Source organism: Burkholderia dolosa (assembly GCF_902499135.1).
Lineage (GTDB): Bacteria > Pseudomonadota > Gammaproteobacteria > Burkholderiales > Burkholderiaceae > Burkholderia > Burkholderia dolosa.
The window spans coordinates 31,332-53,155 of the sequence record NZ_CABVPR010000003.1; the positions used below are offsets into that span (position 1 = coordinate 31,332).

Annotated in this window: 15 protein-coding genes and 1 tRNA gene; 5 read left to right on the top strand and 11 right to left on the bottom strand. The window is 63.6% G+C overall.

What is annotated here, in order from left to right:
* Positions 1–46 precede the first annotated feature (46 nt).
* Both rpoD and BUB20358_RS02260 read left to right on the top strand, forming a co-directional pair.
* A complete protein-coding gene (gene rpoD / locus BUB20358_RS02255; protein WP_081293642.1) occupies positions 47–2,461 on the top strand; it encodes an RNA polymerase sigma factor RpoD in 2,415 nt (804 codons plus the stop codon).
* Positions 2,462–2,585: 124 nt separating this feature from the next.
* Positions 2,586–2,661 (top strand) — tRNA-Ile (locus BUB20358_RS02260).
* Positions 2,662–3,052: 391 nt separating this feature from the next.
* Here the strand turns inward: BUB20358_RS02260 and BUB20358_RS02265 are convergent.
* The 4 genes from BUB20358_RS02265 to BUB20358_RS02280 all read right to left on the bottom strand — a co-directional run bounded on the left by BUB20358_RS02265 (position 3,053) and on the right by BUB20358_RS02280 (position 7,750).
* A complete protein-coding gene (locus BUB20358_RS02265) occupies positions 3,053–3,568 on the bottom strand; it encodes a hypothetical protein (protein WP_123806730.1) in 516 nt (171 codons plus the stop codon).
* Between the two features lie 785 nt (positions 3,569–4,353).
* Positions 4,354–5,256: a hypothetical protein gene (locus BUB20358_RS02270; protein ID WP_174484767.1), complete on the bottom strand. Its 903-nt coding sequence runs from the start codon at positions 5,254–5,256 to the stop codon at positions 4,354–4,356.
* A 586-nt stretch (positions 5,257–5,842) separates the two neighbouring features.
* Positions 5,843–6,793 (bottom strand): hypothetical protein, encoded by a 951-nt coding sequence (locus tag BUB20358_RS02275; RefSeq protein WP_174905055.1) that lies wholly within the window; start codon positions 6,791–6,793, stop codon positions 5,843–5,845.
* A gap of 597 nt (positions 6,794–7,390) precedes the next feature.
* Positions 7,391–7,750 carry a hypothetical protein gene (locus tag BUB20358_RS02280; RefSeq protein WP_159101906.1) on the bottom strand — a complete coding sequence of 120 codons (360 nt, stop codon included), beginning with the start codon at positions 7,748–7,750 and terminating at the stop codon, positions 7,391–7,393.
* 145 nt (positions 7,751–7,895) lie between these two features.
* Here BUB20358_RS02280 and BUB20358_RS02285 point away from each other — a divergent pair, with 145 nt between their 5' ends.
* The 3 genes from BUB20358_RS02285 to BUB20358_RS02295 all read left to right on the top strand — a co-directional run bounded on the left by BUB20358_RS02285 (position 7,896) and on the right by BUB20358_RS02295 (position 13,632).
* Positions 7,896–10,778, top strand: a complete 2,883-nt coding sequence (locus BUB20358_RS02285) for an inverse autotransporter beta domain-containing protein (protein ID WP_174905056.1) — start codon at positions 7,896–7,898, stop codon at positions 10,776–10,778.
* Positions 10,779–12,494, top strand: a complete 1,716-nt coding sequence (locus BUB20358_RS02290) for a hypothetical protein (protein ID WP_006765504.1) — start codon at positions 10,779–10,781, stop codon at positions 12,492–12,494.
* Between the two features lie 88 nt (positions 12,495–12,582).
* Positions 12,583–13,632, top strand: a complete 1,050-nt coding sequence (locus BUB20358_RS02295; protein WP_223296966.1) for a glycosyltransferase family protein — start codon at positions 12,583–12,585, stop codon at positions 13,630–13,632.
* Positions 13,633–13,752: 120 nt separating this feature from the next.
* Here BUB20358_RS02295 and BUB20358_RS02300 read toward each other — a convergent pair whose 3' ends face one another.
* From BUB20358_RS02300 to BUB20358_RS02330, 7 genes are all read right to left on the bottom strand, one after another.
* The gene (locus BUB20358_RS02300; RefSeq protein WP_006765506.1) at positions 13,753–15,177 is read right to left on the bottom strand and encodes a hypothetical protein; all 1,425 of its coding nucleotides are present in this window, start codon (positions 15,175–15,177) and stop codon (positions 13,753–13,755) included.
* An 18-nt stretch (positions 15,178–15,195) separates the two neighbouring features.
* On the bottom strand, positions 15,196–15,933 hold the full coding sequence (locus tag BUB20358_RS02305) for a hypothetical protein (RefSeq protein ID WP_035973657.1): 738 nt from the start codon (positions 15,931–15,933) through the stop codon (positions 15,196–15,198).
* A gap of 61 nt (positions 15,934–15,994) precedes the next feature.
* Complete coding sequence (locus BUB20358_RS02310) at positions 15,995–16,171, bottom strand: hypothetical protein (protein ID WP_159101908.1); 177 nt, start codon at positions 16,169–16,171, stop codon at positions 15,995–15,997.
* The gene (locus BUB20358_RS02315) at positions 16,171–17,016 is read right to left on the bottom strand and encodes a fimbrial protein (RefSeq protein WP_158380444.1); all 846 of its coding nucleotides are present in this window, start codon (positions 17,014–17,016) and stop codon (positions 16,171–16,173) included. Before BUB20358_RS02315 ends, BUB20358_RS02310 begins: the two co-directional genes overlap by 1 nt.
* Before the next feature lie 585 nt (positions 17,017–17,601).
* Positions 17,602–19,083, bottom strand: coding sequence for an efflux transporter outer membrane subunit (locus tag BUB20358_RS02320; RefSeq protein ID WP_035975118.1), 1,482 nt, complete (start codon positions 19,081–19,083; stop codon positions 17,602–17,604).
* 14 nt (positions 19,084–19,097) lie between these two features.
* Positions 19,098–20,684, bottom strand: coding sequence for an MDR family MFS transporter (locus tag BUB20358_RS02325; protein WP_006765507.1), 1,587 nt, complete (start codon positions 20,682–20,684; stop codon positions 19,098–19,100).
* Positions 20,677–21,795, bottom strand: a complete 1,119-nt coding sequence (locus tag BUB20358_RS02330) for an HlyD family secretion protein (protein ID WP_006765508.1) — start codon at positions 21,793–21,795, stop codon at positions 20,677–20,679. Before BUB20358_RS02330 ends, BUB20358_RS02325 begins: the two co-directional genes overlap by 8 nt.
* Positions 21,796–21,824 lie beyond the last annotated feature (29 nt).

Below are 21,824 nucleotides of genomic sequence, written 5' to 3' on the forward strand. Positions count from 1 at the left end.
ATAAGGTTTCCAGCGGTTTGTTTTCCAGGCAGAGGCGAGAATCGCGATGGCAAAGACGACAGGCGGAAAGAAAGCAACGGGCAAGGGCTCGACGGAGCCGACCAAGAAGGTCACAGCGGCCAAGTCTGCTTCTTCCGCCAGGACGACGTCTTCGGCTACGTCAGCCACTGCAAGAAAGAAAACCGCGGCCGGCACTGCTCAGGCTGCGCCGGCGCCGGCAGCCAGAACACGGGCTGCCGCCAGACCCGACTCCGGGCCGGCCAAGCCGGCGGCGAAGCGGGCAAGTGCGAAAAGCGCAAGGGACGCGGCTGCCGAGCCGGACGAAACGGCAGTACGTACTACTCATGCATCCACGGTTCAACCGGCTGTCGTCCAGCAGCCGCGAGTCGATATAGCCGGTACGGCGAACTCCATGACGAAAAAGCTGAACGAAGTATCCGTCGATGACGACGCAAATCAGAGCGACGAGCAGCCCGCAGCCGCGGCTGCGCCGGGCAAATCCAAGGTGCGCGATCGCCGCGCCAAGGAAAAGGCGCTGCTGAAGGAAGCGTTCGCGACGAGCACGCCCGGCACGGCCGAGGAGCTCGAAGAACGCCGCGTGAAGCTGCGCGCGCTGATCAAGCTCGGCAAGGAGCGCGGCTTCCTCACGTACGCCGAAATCAACGATCACCTGCCGGACAACTTCACCGAGACCGAAGCGCTCGAAGGCATCATCGGCACGTTCAACGACATGGGCGTGGCGGTTTACGAGCAGGCGCCGGACGCGGAGACGCTGCTCCTGAACGACAACGCGCCGGCCGCATCGTCGGACGACGAAGTCGAAGAGGAAGCGGAAGTCGCGCTGTCCACCGTCGATTCGGAATTCGGCCGCACGACCGATCCGGTCCGGATGTACATGCGCGAGATGGGCACGGTCGAGCTGCTCACGCGCGAAGGTGAAATCGAGATCGCGAAGCGGATCGAGGACGGTCTGCGTCACATGGTGATGGCGATTTCCGCGTGCCCGACGACGATTGCCGACATCCTCGCGATGGCCGAGCGCGTCGCGAACGAGGAGATCCGCGTCGACGAGCTCGTCGACGGCCTGCTCGATCCGAACGCGGCCGATACCGACACCGACGGTTTCTCCGCGAAGGAAGCGGAAGCGATCGAGAACGAGGACGAGGACGCCGAAGAGGAAGAGGAAGAAGAGGAAGAAGAGGACGATGACGGCGCCGCGCAGGCGACCGCCAACGCCGCTCAGCTCGAAGCGCTGAAGCGCGCGTCGCTCGAGAAGTTCGCGCTGATCAGCGAGTGGTTCGACAAGATGCGCCGCGCGTTCGAGAAGGAAGGCTACAAGTCGAAGGCGTACCTGAAGGCGCAGGAAACGATCCAGAGCGAGCTGATGACGATCCGCTTCACCGCGCGCACCGTCGAGCGCCTGTGCGACACGCTGCGTGCGCAGGTGGACGAAGTGCGTCAGGTCGAGCGTCAGATCCTGCACATCGTCGTCGACAAGTGCGGGATGCCGCGTTCGGAATTCATCGCGCGCTTTCCGGGCAACGAGACGGATCTCGACTGGGCCGAGAAGATTGCCGCCGAAGGTCATCCGTACAGCGCGGTCCTGTCGCGCAACATCCCGGCGATCCGCGAACAGCAGCAGCGTCTGCTCGACCTGCAGGCGCGTGTCGTGCTGCCGCTGAAGGATCTGAAGGAAACCAACCGCCAGATGGCGGCCGGCGAACTGAAGGCGCGTCAGGCGAAGCGCGAAATGACCGAGGCGAACCTGCGTCTCGTGATCTCGATCGCGAAGAAGTACACGAACCGCGGGCTGCAGTTCCTCGACCTGATCCAGGAAGGCAACATCGGCCTGATGAAGGCGGTGGACAAGTTCGAATACCGTCGCGGCTACAAGTTCTCGACTTACGCGACGTGGTGGATCCGTCAGGCCATCACGCGTTCGATCGCGGATCAGGCGCGTACGATCCGTATTCCGGTTCACATGATCGAGACGATCAACAAGATGAACCGCATCTCGCGGCAGATCCTGCAGGAAACCGGTCTCGAGCCGGATCCGGCAACGCTCGCCGAGAAGATGGAGATGCCGGAAGACAAGATCCGCAAGATCATGAAGATCGCGAAGGAGCCGATCTCGATGGAAACGCCGATCGGCGACGACGACGATTCCCATCTCGGCGACTTCATCGAGGACACCAACACGGTCGCGCCGGCGGACGCCGCGCTGCATGCAAGCATGCGCGACGTCGTGAAGGACGTGCTCGATTCGCTGACGCCGCGCGAGGCGAAGGTGCTGCGGATGCGTTTCGGCATCGAGATGAGCACCGATCACACGCTCGAGGAAGTCGGCAAGCAGTTCGACGTGACGCGTGAGCGGATCCGTCAAATCGAAGCCAAGGCGCTGCGCAAGCTGCGTCATCCGAGCCGTTCCGACAAGCTGAAGTCGTTCCTCGAAGGGAACTGATTCCCAGCGTCTCTCCGAACGCCGCCGGTATCTGCACGATGCCGGTGGCGTTTTCCTTCTTTGTTGTTACAATGCCGGCCCGACGTTGCTGCGGGTTGCGCGTAGCACGCTTCGCTTGTCATCAGGGCCTGTAGCTCAGCGGTTAGAGCAGTCGACTCATAATCGATTGGTCGCGGGTTCGAACCCCGCCGGGCCCACCACTCTCTTGTTTTTCCAATCAATGGCTTATTGGCTCCCGGCCTCCGTCTGGGGATGTTTCCGGGCGGTAATGGCACGTTCGAGCGTCGCCATTTCGACGTTGTTCTGATTCCCGTCGGAAGAGGCTGACCGTAAGGCAGCCAGGAAACGCGCAGAACAGGCTGACGTGTGCGTCGATAATCGCTGCCCGGTTTGGGGCGCGCCGCTCGCGACTGGAAGACGGTTATGAGCATGAGCGAGCTCGCGATCCTTTACGAGGATCGATTGGTTCAACCGTCTGTGTGAACTTCAGCCGCTTGACCACTGAAATCCTGCCTCCCCAAAAAAAGCATCAGCACGCAGTCCGTCGAAACCGGCTCATCGCGACAAGAAATGCGTCGCCATTCCAGACGCTCACGCCTTGAAGTCAAGAATCCGCGCCCAACACTGCCATGCATGTGGAGCCCAGTCGTACAATTTCGGCTCGCCGCGAGGCGTAAAGCCGAGTTGCTGAAAGTGTTTGGCGATATGTTCACCACGTTCGATGAGCGGAACGATCTCGGTGATCTCCCGAGCATTCGGTAGAGACGTGCGAATTGTCTGCAGCACTTGCTCGAACGCCAGACGCGAGAACCCATGTCCGCGCGCGCGAGGCACGATGCCATGCCAACGTAAGCCCAACTGTTCAGCGCGATCGTCCAGGGTGTAGTAGCCGCTGATCCCAACTACGCGTTCGTAGCCGGCTGCGTCGATATCGAGTATTAGAAAGATAGGGCCACGATCCGGTGTTCCCGGTACCGTTTGTGCGTCAAGAGTCTCAATGGTGGCTTGCTCGGCAAGCGCTTGCAAATGCGGTTCCGGCCAGATTGTTCGTAGTTCGGGGAAACAGTCGAACGGGTTGTCTTGTTTGCAGCGATGCAATTGAATCATGATCTATGCTCCGTCCAGCAAAACGCACATGAAGTGGTCGGCATGACCGATGCTCGGCAGATAGATATATGGCTGAGTCAACCCGCTTGGCGGCGCGGGTCTGCGGGTTGTCGACCGATCTTGCATACAGTGGAATCGGCCTTCAAATCCGGTTGGGATTCAGACGCTCGCTCGGAAGAAAACGCCCCGTGCGCGTTCTGGGGAATCAATCCTCCGGGATAACGAACAGGCTGAGCCGGCCACCGTATAGGCCATACGTCTCAGGGAGGAATCCGGAGAGGAATAGGGGAATTCAGCGGGCATACAGCACACGCGGCGCGCATATCAATCAACCACTTGGCCCGTTGCGCTTCGCGTAAATCCCCTCGTCTACGGGTTCGAACCGGCCGGGCCCGCCGGATCTGCTTTCCACGTAGTTCGAGAAAGTCTCGAGACCCGCGCTGCCGCCAGGCTTCGCGGGTTTCTTGTACGTGACGATGTTGGTCGACAATCATCGAGGGCCGGGGAGCAGTAGTGGGGCGACCGGTCTTTGCGTCGTAGCTGTCTTGTCTCGAATCACGAGGTGCGCGCCCGGCCGCCGCCACGGTGCCGGCCGACGGTTCAACGCTCGCATCGCTACGCAAGCGTTCGCGATCGACTGCATCCGCGCTGCCGGCGACGCCGTACGCAGCCGGCGACATCTCCCGTGGTCAGTTGCGCGGCGACACGACTGCGTGACCAGTACTTGTCTTTCGCGCGCCGGCCGCCAGCAATGCACTTCACCGACGACCGGTGTTCTTGCGCCGCTACTTTGCCCGCGGGTAGGGGTATGGCCCGGGATACACATCGATTCCGACCGGCTTCGACTGATCGCCCGTGTCGTCGTAGATCACGGTGACGTAGCATTTGACCGGATCGTCGTTTTGTCCGTCGTTGGTGTAGATATTGACAATGGTCAAATCGAAGCTGCCTGCGTAGACATTTTCGGTAAACGGCGACGTTTGCTGCAGATAGCCGTCCGGGTCGAAATGGAGATGCACGCTACCTCCAATCTGGCTTTGGTCCATACCTTCGCGCGTGATCGTGCCACTGACACTCCCGGACGTTTGTACTTCGTGATCCAGAAAATCAGTGTGATTCGTGATCGTTACGACAGCGTTCGGCGTCACTGAGGGTGTCGGCGTCGGCGTCGGCGTCGGCGTTGGCGTTGGCGTTGGCGTCGGAGTCGGAGTCGGAGTCGGAGTCGGAGTCGGAGTCGGAGTCGGAGTCGGAGTCGGAGTCGGTGTCGGTGTCGGCGTAGGCGTAGGCGTAGGCGTTGGAGTCGGAGTCGGTGTTGGCGTCGGCCCAGGCCCCCCCTGCACGAACGCCAACGTCTGCGGCTGTGCCTGCACGTTGCTATCGTCCGCCAGCCACGCGTTCAGTGTGACGCTTCCCCCGTGCGTGCTGCCGACCGACACGTCGCAATAGCCGAGCAGGTTCGTTGTCGCCGTCGTACTTTGCGGGGCGTGCGGGTCATACGGCAAAAAGTACGCACCGTCGTTGCCTGTCAGGGAAAGCGCGACATCCAGTCCGTATTGCAATTCTTCGGGATTCGTGTCGGTAAATGCCGTGACGCGCGCGATGTCCGCGCTGGTGTCGTCGCCGGCGTCCGCGTTGGTCGGCGCGTCGTCGCGGCGGACGGCGATAACCAATTGCAAATCGTTGTTCATAGATTCCCCAAGGGTTTTCAAGGCGAGCAACGCCACGGTGAATGGCGTGGCGGACGAGGTCTTCGCGTATATCGGTTCGGCGCCACGGCATTTCGAACGAAATGGGCGTAATCCATTTCGCATATAGAAAGGAAACGTGTTTCCGTAACGCAGCCATGCCGAATAAATCGGTGATTGCGTTTCTGCGCGTTCACGGGTTTTGTGATCGTAAGCGTCGAATACTCGCGACTACCACTATAGGAACGAATAGGTTAATGGTCGGCGCGAAATCGACGCTGAAAAGCCGAGCCATATGACGAACGACGTTGTCGCGATGCCGATCGATGAGGCCTAACGCAGTTCATGGTGCCGGCGGAGGGGATTGTGAAGTACCGGTGCCTTCTAGCGCGGACAGCGGCTCCGATGTACCGACGGCGGCAAGCGAGCGTTTGCGATCGACTGATGCGGCGGTGCCGGCGAAGCCGTACGGGCGGATGACGTCTTTGGCCGTCGGTCGCGCGGCGGCTCGACCGCGTGACCGGGCCCTTGTCCTTTGCACGCCGGCCGCCAGCGAAGCAGTTCGCTGGCGGCCGGTGTCCGTGCGCTGCTACTTTTTCGGCGGGATGCGCCCAGGGTACACCTTGATTTCGACCGGCTTCGATTGGTCGCCCGTGTCGTCGTAGATCACCGTTACCTTGCATGTAACCGGATCGCCGTTTTGGCCGTCGTCGGTGTAGGAGTTGGCGATACGGAAGTTGAAGTTGCCTTCGTTGACATTGTCAGTAAACGGCGGCAACTGCTGCAGATAACCGTCTGGGTCGAACGCGAGACGCGCGCTGCCTCCAATCTGGCTTTGGTCCATACCTCCACGCGTGATCGTGCCACTGACATTCCCGATCGGTTGCGCCTCGTGATCCAAATAGCTGGTGTAGTCGGTGATCGTTACGACAGCGTTCGGTGCCACTGATGGCGTCGGTGTTGGCGTCGGTGTTGGCGTCGGAGTCGGAGTCGGTGTCGGTGTCGGTGTCGGTGTCGGTGTCGGTGTCGGAGTCGGAGTCGGAGTCGGAGTCGGAGTCGGAGTCGGAGTCGGAGTCGGAGTCGGAGTCGGCGTCGGCGTCGGCGTCGGCGTCGGCGTCGGAGTCGGCGTCGGCGTCGGCGTCGGCGTCGGAGTCGGCGTCGGTGTCGGTGTCGGCGTAGGTCCCCCGCGTACGAACCCCAACGTCTGCGGCTGCGCCTGCACGTTGCTATTGCCGACCAGCGACGCGTTCAGCGTGACGCTGCCCCTCTGCGTGCTGCCGACCGACACGTCGCAATAGCCGAGCAGATTCGTTTTGACTGTCGTGTTTTGCGGCGCGTGCGGATCGTACGGCAAAAAGTACGCACCGTCGTTGTCTGTCAGGGAAAGCGCGATAGCCATCCCGTACTGCAATTCCTCGGGGTTCGTGTCGGTGAATGCCGTGACGCGCGCGACGTCGGCGCTGGCGTCGTCGCCGGCGTCCGCGTTGGTCGGCGCGTCGTCGCGGCGAACGGTGATAACCAATTGCAAATCGTTGTTCATAGATTCCCCAAGGGTTTTCAAGGCGAGCAACGCCACGGCGAAGGCGCAGCTGGAGACGGCTTCGCGTATACCCGCTCCGCACCGCGACATTTCGAAGGAAATGCGCGAAATCGAATTCGTATATAGGAAGAAAACCTGTTTCCGCAACGCAGCGATGCCGAATAAATCGATGAAATAGGCGACTGCATTGCGGCCGCGTTCGCGGCTTTCGTGATCGTAAGCGTCGAATACTCGCGGCTACCACTATAGGAACAGATAGGTTTTTGGGCTGCGCGAAATCGATATTGTGAAGCCGAGCCATATGACGAACAAACGGCAGCGAGACGAAGAGGCGAGCGGGGAAGCCTAGCCCTCCATACGGAAACAGATTTTCGAGTCGACATCCGTGACCGACGAGCCTCGGGTCCGCTCGATCGTCGTGCAGCTCCATATCCGAATACGGGTAATTCGCATTCCCGCCTCGATGGAACGGAACGCCGAGTTGGTCCTTTGGCGCTTGCCGCGCTTGATGCCGGATCGGCGTTTGCCATGCGCGAATCGCCGACTGAGCCGGCGAGAAACACGATTCAGGGAATGCGTTTGATTCTGGAATGTCGATTAAATGTTCAAATGGATTCCAATGCGATTTCGCACGAGGCACGCAATAGGGGGACGGGGGCGCACGAGCCGGTGCGGTGTCGCATCGCGCGTGTTCGTCATGTTGCTGGCGATCGTTGCGATCGGGGCTTCGCAGGCAAGCGCGAAGGAATCGGGAAGCACGATCGTCACGTCATCGGCATCCGCGCCGGTCGAAAGCGCCGGCAACGCTCCGTGCGGATCGCGCGACGGCTCGGCTTGCTGTGCATCGGCGCCATCGAGCGGCGCTGACCGGCCGGCGGTTGCCGCATCCGGTCCGGATGGCGCAACCGGAAACGGCAGCGCGCACACGAACTGCACGTCGGCGCTGAGCACGATCAATCGCCCCGATCGATACAACCTGCCCGATCTCGGCGCCGGCAAAACGGCTGTCACGTCGAAGGACGACGCGACACGACGTTCCGTGCTGACGCCCGTCCTCCAGCAATTGACGCAGTTCGGTTCGTCCGCGGCCTATGGCCAAAGCATGACCGACATCGGGCTCGGCTACCTGACCGGCCGTGCGAACCAGTACATGTTCGGCGGCCTGCAACGGTGGCTGTCGCAGTTCGGCACCGCGAACGTATCGATGAGCGTAGACAATCACGGTCGGTTGACCGACGGCTCGACGAATTTCCTGCTGCCGCTCTATGACGACAAAGGCAGCTGGCTCGTCTTTACCCAGCTCGGTTATCTGCGATGGGACGGTCGGAACACGATCAACGTCGGCCTTGGCGCGCGTCACTTCGACAACGACTGGATGAACGGCGTCAACGCGTTCTTCGACGACGATCTGACCGGCCACAACCAGCGTGTCGGCGCAGGCGTCGAACTGGCCGCGAACTACCTGAAATTTTCGGCGAACGGCTATCTGGGGCTGACCAACTGGCATCGGTCGCTCGATTACATCGACTACGACGAGCGTCCCGCGAACGGCTTCGACGTGGCTTCGCAGATGTATCTGCCCTCGTTGCCGCAATTGGGCGTCAAGCTGAAGTACGAGCAATATTTCGGCAGCGGCGTCGACCTGCTCGGCAGCGGCGATCGGCAGAAGAACCCTTTTGCGGTCACGGCCGGCCTCGAGTACACGCCGGTGCCTGCGGTCACGGTCGGTGCCGCTTACCGGCGCGGCACGGGCAGCATCAGCGACGTGTTGTTCAACGTCCAGCTCAACTATCGGCTCGGCGTGCCGCTCGCGCAGCAGTTCGATCCGCGCGCGGTCGGGTCGATGCGCACGCTTGCCGGCAGCCGCTACGACCTGGTTCAACGCAACAACCGTATCGTTCTCGACTATCGCAAGCACGTCGAGATTCGGCTGTCGCTCGGCGGCGCGCTGAGCGGCTACGCGGGTCAGGTGATCGCCGTTCCCGTCGCCGTCACGGCAACCTACGGACTGCAGTCGATCCAGTGGAGCGCGCCGGAGCTGTTTGCCCGGGGCGGAACGGTCAGCGGTACCAACGGCAGCTACTTTGTGACGCTGCCGTCGTATCAGCCCGGCGGCAACAACACCTATACGATCCGCGGCGTGGCCGTCGATCAGCGAGGCAACGCTTCGTCGCCGGCCGAGATGCAGGTCACGGTGATCGGCGAGTCGGCCGCCATCAGCGCGGATCAATCGAGCGCGGCGTTCTCCCCGGACCGCATCTATGCGGACGGTCGCAGCACGTCGACGTTGACGATCACCGTGGTCGACACCAACGGCAACGGCGTGGCGGGGCTCGCGCAAGACATCGATCTGCAGGCGGCCTTCAATGGCGGCAGCACGACGCAGGCGCAGGCCGGCGGATCGGCGATCACGGGCGGGCTGTCGCAGCAGCCGAGGATCGGCAGCATTACCGACCTGCGCAACGGCATCTATGTCGCGACGGTGACGGCCGGCACATCGACCGGCACGCTGACCGTCACGCCGTTGCTGCGCAACGAGAAGATCAAGCTGAAGGCCGCGCCGCTGATGCTGGTCGCGCCGGCGCAGCACAGCGTCAAGATCACCAACGTGTCGGTGACGCCGCAAGGGAACGTCGCAGCGGACGGCAACGCGTACTACACGTTCACCGCGCAGGTGGTGGACGCGACGACGGGCCTGCCGGTCAAGAACGATCCGCTCGTGGGCCTCAACTGGCAAGTCAGTCCGAAGCCTTCGACGATCGGGAATGCCGGATGGCTCGTATTGACGCCCGGCAGCAGCACGACGGACGACAGCGGCCGGATTACGGCGACGCTGAAGAGCAAGATCGACGACACGGCATTTACGGTGAGCGCTCAGCTCGGTGCAGCCGCGCCCGTGTCCGCGCCGCCGGTCACGTTCACGGTGGCCGCGCGAGTCGCGGCCGTGCGAATCGTCGTGCCGTCGAGCGGCAATTACCAGATAGCCACGCTGAACAACGATCTCAACATTCCCGTGTACGTGCATGCGCCGCTCGCCGGTAGCGGCGACCAGGGCTTCCAGTACGTCGCGACGGTGGTCGATGCGCGGAATCTGCCTGTGGCGAACCGCTCGCTTACCTCGCTCGGCGTGCAATGGCTGCCGAGCCGTTCACCGTCGGGCAGTAGCGAGAGCTGGACCGTGCAGCCGACCACCAACGGGGCGGGCGAGGCGATCGCGGTCTATCGCTCATGGCGGGTGCTCGGCAGCGACGGGCCGTTGAGCGTGTCGGTTCAGGCCGGCAATCAGGCTGCGATGCGCGCCACGGGCGGTTCGTTCGACGTCGTCGCATTCTCCGACCTGCCCCGTGAGGACCATCAGGTGCAGTACGTGAACAGTGCGGGCCAAACCGGCTCGGTGCTGCCTGCGATGCTGGACACGCAGGCGACGATTTACGTGACGGGCGTCACGTTCGTGGAGCTGGCTCAAATGGCCCAACTCGGAAACACGGATACGGTGCTGCGGGCGACGAGTTCCAATCCGTCGGTGTTCCAGATCACGCCGAGCAACCTGATCAATGCGCTGAAGCCGGGATCCGCGACGGTCAACGTGCTGTACGTCCACAACGGTTTCAGATTCACGCAAAACCTGTCGTTGACGGCGACCTTCGTCGCGAAAGTGATCGGCACGCCGCAGGAGCAGCCGCTGCTGGGCGACACGCCGTGTCGTACGTCCGCCGGCAGCCAGTATGACGATATCAATGGTGCCGATGCGGCGAATTTCTTCCAGTTCTTTTCGCAGGACAGCACGTCGCCCGGATATGCGCTGGACGATATCGCGAAGTTCTGGGGCGGCCTGTCGCTCAATCAAACACAGAAACATTTCTGGCTGAATTACTACGGCGTCGCGTGGTACGGCGGTGAGGTTTACAACGGCCCGGATGCGCAGGGTTCGATCAACAGGACCGAGACCGGTCAAGGTGTGATGGTTTGCAAGGTCGTCAGCTGATTGGACGACCAAGCGACGGAGCAGCAGGCGGCCGGCGTCATTGCCGGCATTCATTGGGACCACAGAAAGGAGATGGTGATGGCTGGTGGTGTAACAGGTGCAGTTATTCAGCCGTCTAGCGGCGACGCGCTAGTGGACGGCAAGGCTCTCGTAACGAACCCGCACGGGATTCTCGAATTTTCGGTTCAGCTCCAATTCTCGGGCACGCCGGTGGACGGTGCCGTGCTTCTCACGGTAACCGAGCCGAACGGCGTAAAACTTTTGAACCCTAGTCCGGGTCTGCCGAACGAAATCGTTTTTACTTCGGGTGAGCCGGTGGTTTCCCCACTGTTTTCGATTCCGTATGGCGCGACGGCGAGCGGGTTGACGTTCAGCGCCACGCCGATCTGGAACGACGTGACCGGCACAGCGGTGCCGATGACGCAACCGCTGCGGTGGATCGATCCCGGCTTTCTGAGCCCGTCCGTGGCCGTGTCGAACTATGCGGAAGGCGATATCCCGACCGTCAACGCATATCAGGCGGACGCATCCGGCATGGTGACGGCGCTCGTGAAAGACATGAGCGGCTTGGTGGTCTCCGGCGCGACGGTTTTGATGGGTGCGCCGGATGATGCCTATCTCGGTTCGTTCGTGCTCAAGGACGTCAACGGGCAGTCGCTCACGGCGAGCGGCAAACTGCAGGACGGCAGCCCCGCCGTGAGCGTGACGACGGGCAGCAATGGCGTTGCCGCGTTCGCTATCTGCCCGAACGGCGAAAGTGCCCATGCTTTTGCCGGGTTCGACGCGCAAGTGTCGGGCCGATTCATCAGCCCCGGACAGAGCCAAGCCGGTTTCGTCGTTGCGGACCTCAAGTCCGCGCAGGACGATTCGGTCATCGCGTTCGCGACGATTCCTGCACCGTCGATTGAGGGCGCCGAAGGGAAGAATTACACGCCTCAGCCGGGGCAGCAGCATTGCCGGATCTCGATCAAGACGACATGGGAAAAGGCGGCCCTCGACGACAAGATTTTGATCGTCGTGCAGGACCGGCCGCGCGCCGTCGTGTCGGTGGCGGATTGCGTCGGCGACGAAAAATTTACGCCGGGAATGGAGATCACGTACACGATGCAGGTTCAGCAGCTGATCACCGGCAACAACATTTCGCTGCGGTTCCTCGTGTTGCGGAACGACGCCGACGATCCGTACTACTCGTACTACACGACGTGGAACATCGGTACGCTTCCGCAGCCCGAACCCGTATTGAATTCGGCGGTGTGCCCTGCGCCGCGCCTGTTCGTCAAGACCATCGATGCAAGCGGCAATGCGGCACTCGGCGCCGAGCTCCTGAGCGATATCGACTATATCGTCGGGTGGAACGACATCCGGGAAGGCGGCATTTACGCGTTCATTCCGTACCACGCCACCGATATTTCGCAGGGTGTGCACGGCGCCGTGACGATGACGGCTTATCTGAACGGCGAGCGCCCGGGCGGCAACGTCGTGGTGCACCAGCCTAAGCAGTACAGCGTGACGGTCGGCGACAACGCCGTTTCGCCGAGCGGCGCCAATCTTCCGCACGGTGCGCTGGTGCTGATGACCACCGATGTGTTGAGGGGCTGGGAGCGCGACGGAAACGGTTATGCGCAGCCGTTCCAGGTTCAGTATGTCGACGCCAGCACGGATTACTCGAAGGTCTGGAACGGGCGGATCGATACCGTTCCGGACGACGGTCAGTAAGCAGCGGCCGATCGACAACCGGGGAAAAACAACGTTGATGTCCGGGTGGCGGGCTTTGCGGCCCGCCACCTGCTGGAGAAAGGTAACCATGATGTTGGCAAGCGACGAATGCGTGAGCACGGACGACAAGCGTCGGCCCGATCACCGAGAGGGTCCGCAACCGGTACGAATGTTGCCGGCGAGCGGGCTGACGCGCAGGGGCAACATCCTGTTTCAGTACAACCTGATTTCAGGCTGCAGCTATCACAGAGTGCTGCTGCCGCTCGGCAACATGCCGGACTTCGATACGCGCGTGCCGGTGCTGTATTTCAACAGGGACGGGTTCGAGCCGGCGGCGCTCGAAGACTTTCGGCGGCGCGGCGGACGCGTGGTCATCGATCTCGACGACGACATCGTGCTCGGCGACGACCACGTCCTCTACGACGCGTTCAAGGATCTCGGCTGCGCAGCGCGCATCGTGACTTGCGTGAAGCTCGCCGATGCCGTTCTCGTGACCAACGAACAGCTGGCGAGCCGAGTCGCGCAGTTCAACCGGAACGTCGTCGTGGTTCCCAACGCGTTGCCGTTCGACGAAGGACAGTTCGGGCTGACCGCTCCGGACGGCGGACGCAAGATTGTCTACGCGGGCGGCTACACGCACGAAGCCGATCTGCGTCTGGTTCGCGACGCGTTGCCGCGCGACGAGTTCGTGCTGGCCGGCGATCCGGGCACGCGAGGCGAAGACGTCGCGTCGCAGGCGTGGACGCGGATCCGCGCGATGCTCGACTTTGCCGAAGTCCGGCCGGCGCTCGGCGTGAAAGAGTACATGCGGCACTACGTGGGGCGAAGCATTTCGATCGCACCGCTCGTCGATACGCCGTTCAATCGGTGCAAGTCGAACCTGAAGGCGCTCGAGGCGGGCGCGAAGGGGCTCGCGTTCGTCGCTTCGCGCGTGCTGCCGTACGACAATGCCGTCGACAAGGACGTCGTTCTCTACGCATCGAGCGAGGCCGAATGGAAAGCGGTGCTGGGCAAGCTCGTCGACGACCCGGTCTATTGCGCGGAGCGCGGCCAGGCGTTGGCCGAACATGTGCGGCGCCACTATCACATTCGCGACGCCAACGCGATCAGAAGGCAGGTATTCGAATCGTTCCGGTGAGCCGCGCGCGGCGAGCGCGCGTGCACGGCGCGACGCTCGAGCGCGGCGGCTTCGGCCAAATGCGATCACCGCCGACCGTGCGTCCGCGAAAGCGTCGGCGCAGTCGGTCGGCGGCGACAGTCAGGCAGGGGAATCGGACAGCTTTCTCCACGAAGGGAATGCCGCGAATTCGATCGGAAAGTGTATCGCCGGGTATCCTGCGACGCCGATCGAAACCTGCACCGTTTCGACGAAGCTGTCGATTACGTCGACGGCAACCGTTCCGTCGTCATCGATCGGAACGGAGGCTGTCTGCTGGCCGGGGAACGCGAACAGACGCGCGCGGCCGCCGACGGTTACTTCGAGCGTATTGATTCCGGATGGCAGCACGCTGCGATCGACCTTCGCATAGATCGAGCACACGCTGACGTCCTGAAACATCGGACTGTTCGCGGCCGCACCCGTCGTGTACGTGTATGCGGTGATCGCGCTGTCGTTCGAATCCGACTGAGCGCCGGAAAACTGCACGGGCAACGGCGGCGACGTGAACGTGTCGTCCGCGAGCGTGACGGTCGTGCCGTACTGGTCGTTCGGGACGACATGAAACAGCCCGATACCGTATTCGTCGAGCGTCAGCGAATGATCGCGCTTGTCGCTCTGCGTCGCCTCGAGGATCGTGCACCGGCTGTCGCCGGGAAGCGACGCATCGACTTGCTTGCCGGGCGAGCCGAATACGCGTACCGCGGCGCGTCCGCAGAAACTGGTGCCGAGGATATGCGCGGGTGCGCCTTGCGCGACGTTGGCTTCGAGCGTCACGATGTTCTCGAACGAGATCCCGAGCGTGGCCGTCGCCGAGTCGGTCGGATCGCCGTTCGGCGGCTGGCGCTCGACGTGGTAATAGGCGCTCGCGTTGCTGTCGGGGCCCAGACACAGCACATGGCGCGCCGGTATCGTCGCGTAAGCCGTTCCGCCCGCGATCGTGCCGGGAATCATGCACTTCGATTGCGGAACGATGTCGCCGTTCATGTCGTAGCCGACCCAGCAAAACGTCACTTTGTCGCCCGGATCGACGTTGTAGGTCGCCTCGATCGCGACGCCGCCGTCCGCCATGATGTCCGCGAAATACTCGACGCGCTGCTGGCCGTTCCCGGGATCGGGGCGGCTCTTCGGAAAGGTGGGCGCCGGCAGGCCGCCGACCGCTTTCGAGCCCGTGATCGTCAGCGGGTAGGTTTTCGATATCCGTTTCGGGTTTGACTGCACCTGGTCCCACAACGTGTAGTAGACGTTGTAGCTACCGTTCGGTACTTCCCACACGTGAAACGGAACCCGATACGGATTCCATTGCGCCTGCTCTTCGTCGGCGACTTCTTCCTGCGTGAAGATGTAGTCGTTGAAGTACACCGTGTAGAGATCGCCGGGGCGAGGGCCGCCCAGCCCCTCGTTCCACGCCGGCACTTCGATGACGAACGTGTCGACAATCAGGCTGACGTCGAGCGTATAGCCGTTGCCGCTTTTGACCGCAATGTCGCACCAGGGCGCCGGAGGGATCGTGTCGTCTTCTTCCATGCGGTTCTCCTGCTTCGATCAGCGGTGCGGGGTTGCAGGCGGCTCGACGAATTTGACGGTCACGTGAGCGGAATCGAACGGCGCCTGTGTCGATATTTCGACCGTCCACGCCTTCTGTGCGGTGTTCGACAGTATGTCGACGGACGTCGACGACGTCCCTTGCGCAAGCGGCGAATCGATCCACGTCGGCTTTTGTCCCGATCCGTCGTCGATCCACACTTTGCCTTGCTCGGCATTCGTGATCGCAAAGCGCACGCTCGTCACGTTCTTGTACATGGCCGTATCCACGCACACGTACACGGTGCACGGCGTAGGCATCGTCGAATCGCCGTTGGCCGGGGCTTCGCTCGTGTTCGCGAACCCGAGAATCACGGTGTTCGTCGATTCCCGCTGATATGGCGAAAATACGGGCTGCAGCGGCTTCGTCTGATCGCCGAGGTCGTTGCTGTAGCCGACCGTTACGGTGGCCGAGTCGAGATTCGCGATTCGGCGGGAGTGGCCATCGGTGTAGTCGAAGTACAGATGAAGATCGGCTCGTCCGTTCTCGTCCAGCTGATAGTTGCCGACGTGAGTCGGATCGGACGGATTGCCTTCCAGGAACTTGGCGCCGCCCTGCGCGTTCGCATCGATCGCGCGGCCACGCTCGCCATAGACCGAAATAACGTTGTACGGCTTGACTTCGGGGAAGGCCTTGCCCTCGATGGGCGCGTCGCGAAGCGGTGCGCCGGTCGTAAAGACTGCGTCGATATCGGCCACGATGAGTGCTCCTGGAAATGGGATGGCCACCAACGATACGTGGCGCGGCCGGCGAGCGAACCTAGACGTTCTTATAGTTTGGCGAGCGGCGGTGAAGTGCTTGCATCGGATCGATCGAACCGTGCGGGTTGATTCGGTCGTGACAGACGATTTGCCCGATCGCGCGGCCGTTGAATGCGCTCGGCCCGCACTCACGGGCGCGATCGTCGCCAGCGGCCGCCGTATCGAGCATCGGCATTACTGGTAGTCGATGTTCATGGTCGCGAGGGACGACACGGAGCCGGCTGTCGGGCGTCCGGTCGTGCCGATGTACTCGGCATGCAGCCTGACGGACGCGGCATCGTTCGTCACCGGCTCGACGATCGAACTCGCGGTGCCGTTCGCGGCAATCGTGCCGTCGTCGCCGGCTTTCGCGAGCCGCACGGCGACGCCTTTTGCCGTACCGGTATTCCGGAAGGCGACGGGCATATTGTCATCGGGTGCGCCGGAGAATGAAAACTTGACCTGTTTTACGCCAACGCAGTTCTGCACCGCGACGGACAGCGCCGTTCGACCGGACGTCGCGCCGACTGTCGACAGACTGACGTTCGCGACCGCGGGCAGCACCACGACCTTGCGATCGTCGCCGGCCCGGATATCGCACGTTCCCGGCACGAATTTGACGGTACCGGTGAGTAGCTGCGTAAAGAGCCGTGTCGGGTTCACGACGAGCCCGCTCTGCGAGTCGAGCTGAAAGGCCGGATAGTTCGCAATCGTCGCCTGACCGGAACCGGGGGAAGCGCTCGTTTTGATCAGCGCGACGGAGTAGCTCACGTCAAAGTACTTCCACCAAACCGCTAGTCCCCATCCATCGATTACAGCGCCGGTCGGTATCGCGCCGTCGGCCTGCCGATACAATTTCCCCTTGTAGCGGATCGCCACCTCGAGGCCTTCACCGACAGATTCTTTTCTGGGATTTACCCAAAATGCCACAGGCTCTTTTTCACTCGATTCGCAATAAAACGTTTTTGCGATGACGGGCGATTCCCAAACCACCGCGCCGACCGGCGCCGCGGCCGATACGCTGACATTGGACGGCAGCATCGACACGCCGGAGAGTGGCCCGCGCTTCCTGTCCTGCCAGCAGTCGATTGCGTGGGCCGTTATTGGAGCAAGCAAAGGGATCGCAATAATTGCGGTTCTGACGATGACCGCGATAGGTATCGGTGACTTCATTGCGCACATTATTTGGAGGCTTGGGACCTGTTGGCTGTGGCTGCGTGGAGTGGCGCGATGTATTCGCAAATCTGAAGGATCGCGGGAGCGCTGATTCTATGTTTCGATATTTTTGAGCGGCAATGGGACGGGTGCCCGAAAGCATCGCGAGATTTGAGATTTGTCTGATAGGTTGGCGGGTGGTGTCGAGACGCAACGTTGGTTACCGGCCGCTGTCCCGGCCGGTTAACCGGCGGTCCGGCGAAGCCGGCTTGGCAGCAACGGTTCGAGCGCGCGCTCGTCGGCGTGTCGGGCTGCGGGAGAAGCGTGACGCACCGATGTCGATAACGACCGTTCGGTGCTCGATGCGCGCAGCGGAAAGAGGAATCGCGGGAACCCATGTCGTCGGCGCTCGACGCGAGTCGGAACGACCCGGCGATCGGCAGTATCGCGGCGGCTGCGCTCGCCGCCGCGTCAACCGACGCTCTGCCAACCGAGCCCGAGGCTCTTCTGCAGCGACACGTAGTCCTTGATCAGCTCCGCTTGTCCCGCGATGACGTTCTGCTGCGCCGCGAGCGCTTCGCGTTGCGTATCGAGCAGGTCGATCATCGACGCGACGCCCGCGCGATAGCGCTGATCCATCAGCGCGGCCGAATGCGTGGCCGACGTCCGTACCTTCGTCAGCGCGACGACGTGTTCGCGCTGATGGCCGTAGCGCTGCAGCGCCGTGTTCGCATCCTGCAGCGCGCCGAGCACCGCTTTCCGGTAGTTCGCCTCCGCTTCGTCGCGCGACGCCTGCGCGGCGCGTACCGCACCGCGCGTGCGGCCGAAGTCGAGAATGTTCCATTGCAGATACGGCGCGCCGATCCACGTGAAGTTCTGCTTGCGCAGCAGATGGCCGGGATCGCTCGCGCTGAAGCCGAGATCGCCGAGCAGCGTCACCTTCGGGAAATAGTCGGCGACATGCTCGCCGATCTGCGCGTTGCTCGACGCGAGCCGGCGTTCGGCCGCGCGGATGTCCGGGCGCTGCTTCAGCAGCGCGGCCGGATCGCCGATCGGCACGCTGCCGGGCAGCGTCGGCAGCGGCGCGTCCGGCGCCGACAGCTCGGCATCGAGCGCGCCCGGCGCACGACCGGTCAGGATCGCGAGGCGATCGAGCGATTCCGTCACCTGCGCGTCGAGCGGGATCAGCGACGCGCGCGTGTTCTCGACCTGCGTCGTCAGGCGCTCGATGTCGGCGTCGGCGGCCGCGCCGCGCGCGCGACGCTGCTGCGTCAGTTCGAGCATCCGGCGCTGCAGTTCGGCCGTGCGCTGCGACAGCGCGAGCCGCTGCTGCCGGTCGCGCAGATCGACGTATGCGGTCGCGACTTCGGCGGCGAGCGACACCTGCGTATCGGCGAGATCGGCGTCGACCGCTTCGGCCTGCGCGGACGCGGCCTCGACCGCGCGACGCGTGCCGCCGAACAGGTCGATTTCCCACGTGGCATCGAAGCCGGCCGAATACAGCTGCAGCGGGCCGCTCGCGCCGGCGGACGGCGACGTGCGGGACGACTGATCGGAATTCGACGGCAGCAGCGAGCCGAGCCCGCTGACGTCCGGTTCGCGCATCCGGATTGCCGCGACGGTCGCCGACGATTTCGGCAACTGCGCCGCGCGCTGCTGCGTGAGCTGCGCGCGCGCTTCGCGCAGCCGCGCCTGCGCCGCGTGCACGTCGGGGTTGTGCGCGAGCGCGGCGGCGATCAACGCGTCCAGTTGACGATCGTTCAGCGCGTGCCACCACGCGCTCGGCGCGGGCGTGCCGGCGTCGACGCCGGACGCCGGTGCGCGCACGAAAATCGGCGTGTCGGGCGCGGCCGGCGCGCCGCGATAATCGGGGCCGACGGTACAGCCGGCGAGCAGGCACGCGGCTGCGCCGAGCGTCAGCGCAGCGTGTCGGGGCAGGGGAAAAGGCTTCATCGCGTAGAGACGGTTCAATGGCCGGACGACGTCGGTTGCGGGCCGCGCGGCGTTCTCAGCAGCATCGCGAGCGGCACGCACGCGAGCAGCGCGAGGCCGAGCAGATAGAAGGTTTCGGAATAGGTCATCACGGTCGCCTGGATCTGGATCTGCCGCGCGAACTGGCCGAGCGCGCGCAGGTTCGAATACGCAGCGTCGCCCGTATGCGCGAACCAGTTCGCCGCGTACGTGGACAGCCGGTCCTGACCGATCGGCGAGTTCGCGCTCACCGATTCGCGCAGCACGGCCGTGTGGTAGGTCGTGCGCCGGTCGATCACGGTGCCGATGACCGCGAGCCCGATCGAGCCGCCGAGGTTGCGCGCCATGTTGTAGAGCCCGGCCGCGTCGCCGGATTCCTCGCGCGCGACGGCGGCCATCGACGCCTGGTTGAGCGGCATCATCGCGAGCATCTGCGCGACGCCGCGAATCAGTTGCGACCACACGAAATCGTGGCCGACGCTTTGCGCGGTCAGATCGATGTCGAGCATGCAGCTCAGGCAGAACAGCAGCAGCCCGGCGATCACGAGGATGCGGAAATCGACCTTGCCGAGCAGCCGCGGCAGGATCGGCATCACGAGAAACGCGGGCAGCCCCGACAGCAGCATGATCGCGCCCGCCTGCTCCGCGTTGTAGCCGGCGACGATCGCGAGAAACTGCGGCAGCAGGTACGACACGCCGTACAAGCCGGCACCGACCGCCGACACGATCACGATCACGCTCGCGTAGCGCGGATTGCGCATCAGCGACAGGCGCATGATCGGCCGCTTCGCGAAACGCTGCGACAGCGCGATCAGGATCATCCCGGCGAGCGACACGTAGCTCAGCGTGACGATCATCTGCGACTCGAACCAGCGCTCGCGCTGACCCTCCTCGAGCACGACGGTCAGCGAGCTGAGCCCGATCGCGAGGCCGGCGATGCCGAGCCAGTCCGCGTTGCGGAACGTCGCCCACTGCGGGCGGTCGGACGGCAGCCCGAACACCAGCAGCGCCATCAGCAGCAGACACACGGGCAGGTTCAGGAAGAAGCACCAGCTCCAGCTCACGTTCTCCGCGAGCCAGCCGCCGAGCACGGGACCGAACAGCGGGCCGAGCAGCACGATCAGGCCGAACAGCGTCATCCCGACCGGCAGCTGCGACAGCGGCAGCCGCGTGCGGATGATGGTCTGCGCGGTCGGAATCAGCGCGCCGCCCGTGAAGCCCTGTCCGATGCGGCCGACGATCATCATCGCGAGCGAATTCGACCAGCCGCACATCATCGAGAACGCGATGAACAACGCCGCGTTGGTCAGCAGGAAATTGCGCAGCCCGAACACGCGCGTGAGCCACGCGGCGAGCGGAATCATCACGATCTCCGACATCAGATAGCCGGTCGAGATCCACGTGCCTTCGGTGCCGGTCGCGCCGATTTCACCCTGGATCTGCGGCAGCGCCGAGTTCGTGATCGAGATGTCGAGCGTGGCCATCAGCGCGCCGAGCGCGCCGGCCGCGACCGCGATCCAGTCGGTCACGCTGGCGCGGCCTTCGTGCGGCGGAGCGGGCATCGTCGCGGGCGTATCAGCCATGACGCTTCTCGTCGCCGTGCGAACGCGTATCGACGTCGACGGTCACCGACAGTCCGGGCAGCAGCATGCGCTGCGCGCGCGCATCCGCGGCGAGGCGAATGCGCACCGGTACGCGCTGGACGATCTTCGTGAAGTTGCCGGTCGCGTTCTCCGGCGGCAGCAGCGCGAACTGCGCGCCGGTGCCGGGCGCGAAACTGTCGACGGTGCCGGTCAGCTCGGCGTCCGGCAGCGCGTCGACGTGCAGTTCGACCGGCTGACCGATGCGCATCCGGCCGATCTGCGTTTCCTTGAAGTTCGCGACGAGGTAGATCGAGTCGACCGGCACGACCGTCAGCAGGCGCGTGCCGGGCTGCACGTACTGGCCGACGCGCACGGTGCGGTCGCCCACGCGGCCGTCGAGCGTGCTGCGCACGATCGTGTTGTCGAGATCGAGCCGCGCCTGCGCGGCGCTCGCCTCGGCGGCTTCGAGCTGCGCGCGCGTCTGCTGGAGCTGCGCGGTGAACGAAGCGATCTGCGTGCGTGCAGCGGCAATCGACGCGTTGTTCGCGGCGAGCGTCGCGAGCGCCTGATCGCGCGTGCTCTTCAGCTCGGCGACGCGTTCGTGCGTTTCGGCGCCGGTCGCCGCGAGCGGCGCATAGCGCGCGTATTCGTCGCTCGCGTGCCGCGCGTTGATCTGCGACACCTTCGCCTGCGCTTCGGCCTGCTCGAGATTCGCGCGCTGCTGCGCGATGTCGGCTTCCGCGCGCGCGATGTCGGCGCGGCGCGCATCGACGGTCGCGAGCGCCTGATCGAGCGCCACCCGATACTGGCGCACGTCGAGCCGCACGAGCGGATCGCCGGCCTTGACCGCCTGGTTGTCGCGCACGTACACGTCGGTCACGTAGCCGGCGACCTTCGGCGCGGCCGTCATGCTGTCGGCCTGCAGATACGCGTCGTTGGTGCTCTCGATGAAGCGGCCGACCGTCCACCAGCGCGCGAGCCATATCGCGCCGCCGAGCGCCGCGACCGCGACGACGACGAGGAGAATGCGCCGCTTCGATCCGCCGTTGCGCGGCGCTGTTCCGGGTTCCTGACGATCTGCTTTCTGTGGCGGGTCTTGCGGCGTCGACATGAGGTCATCCAATTTATTCCAGGCGGACG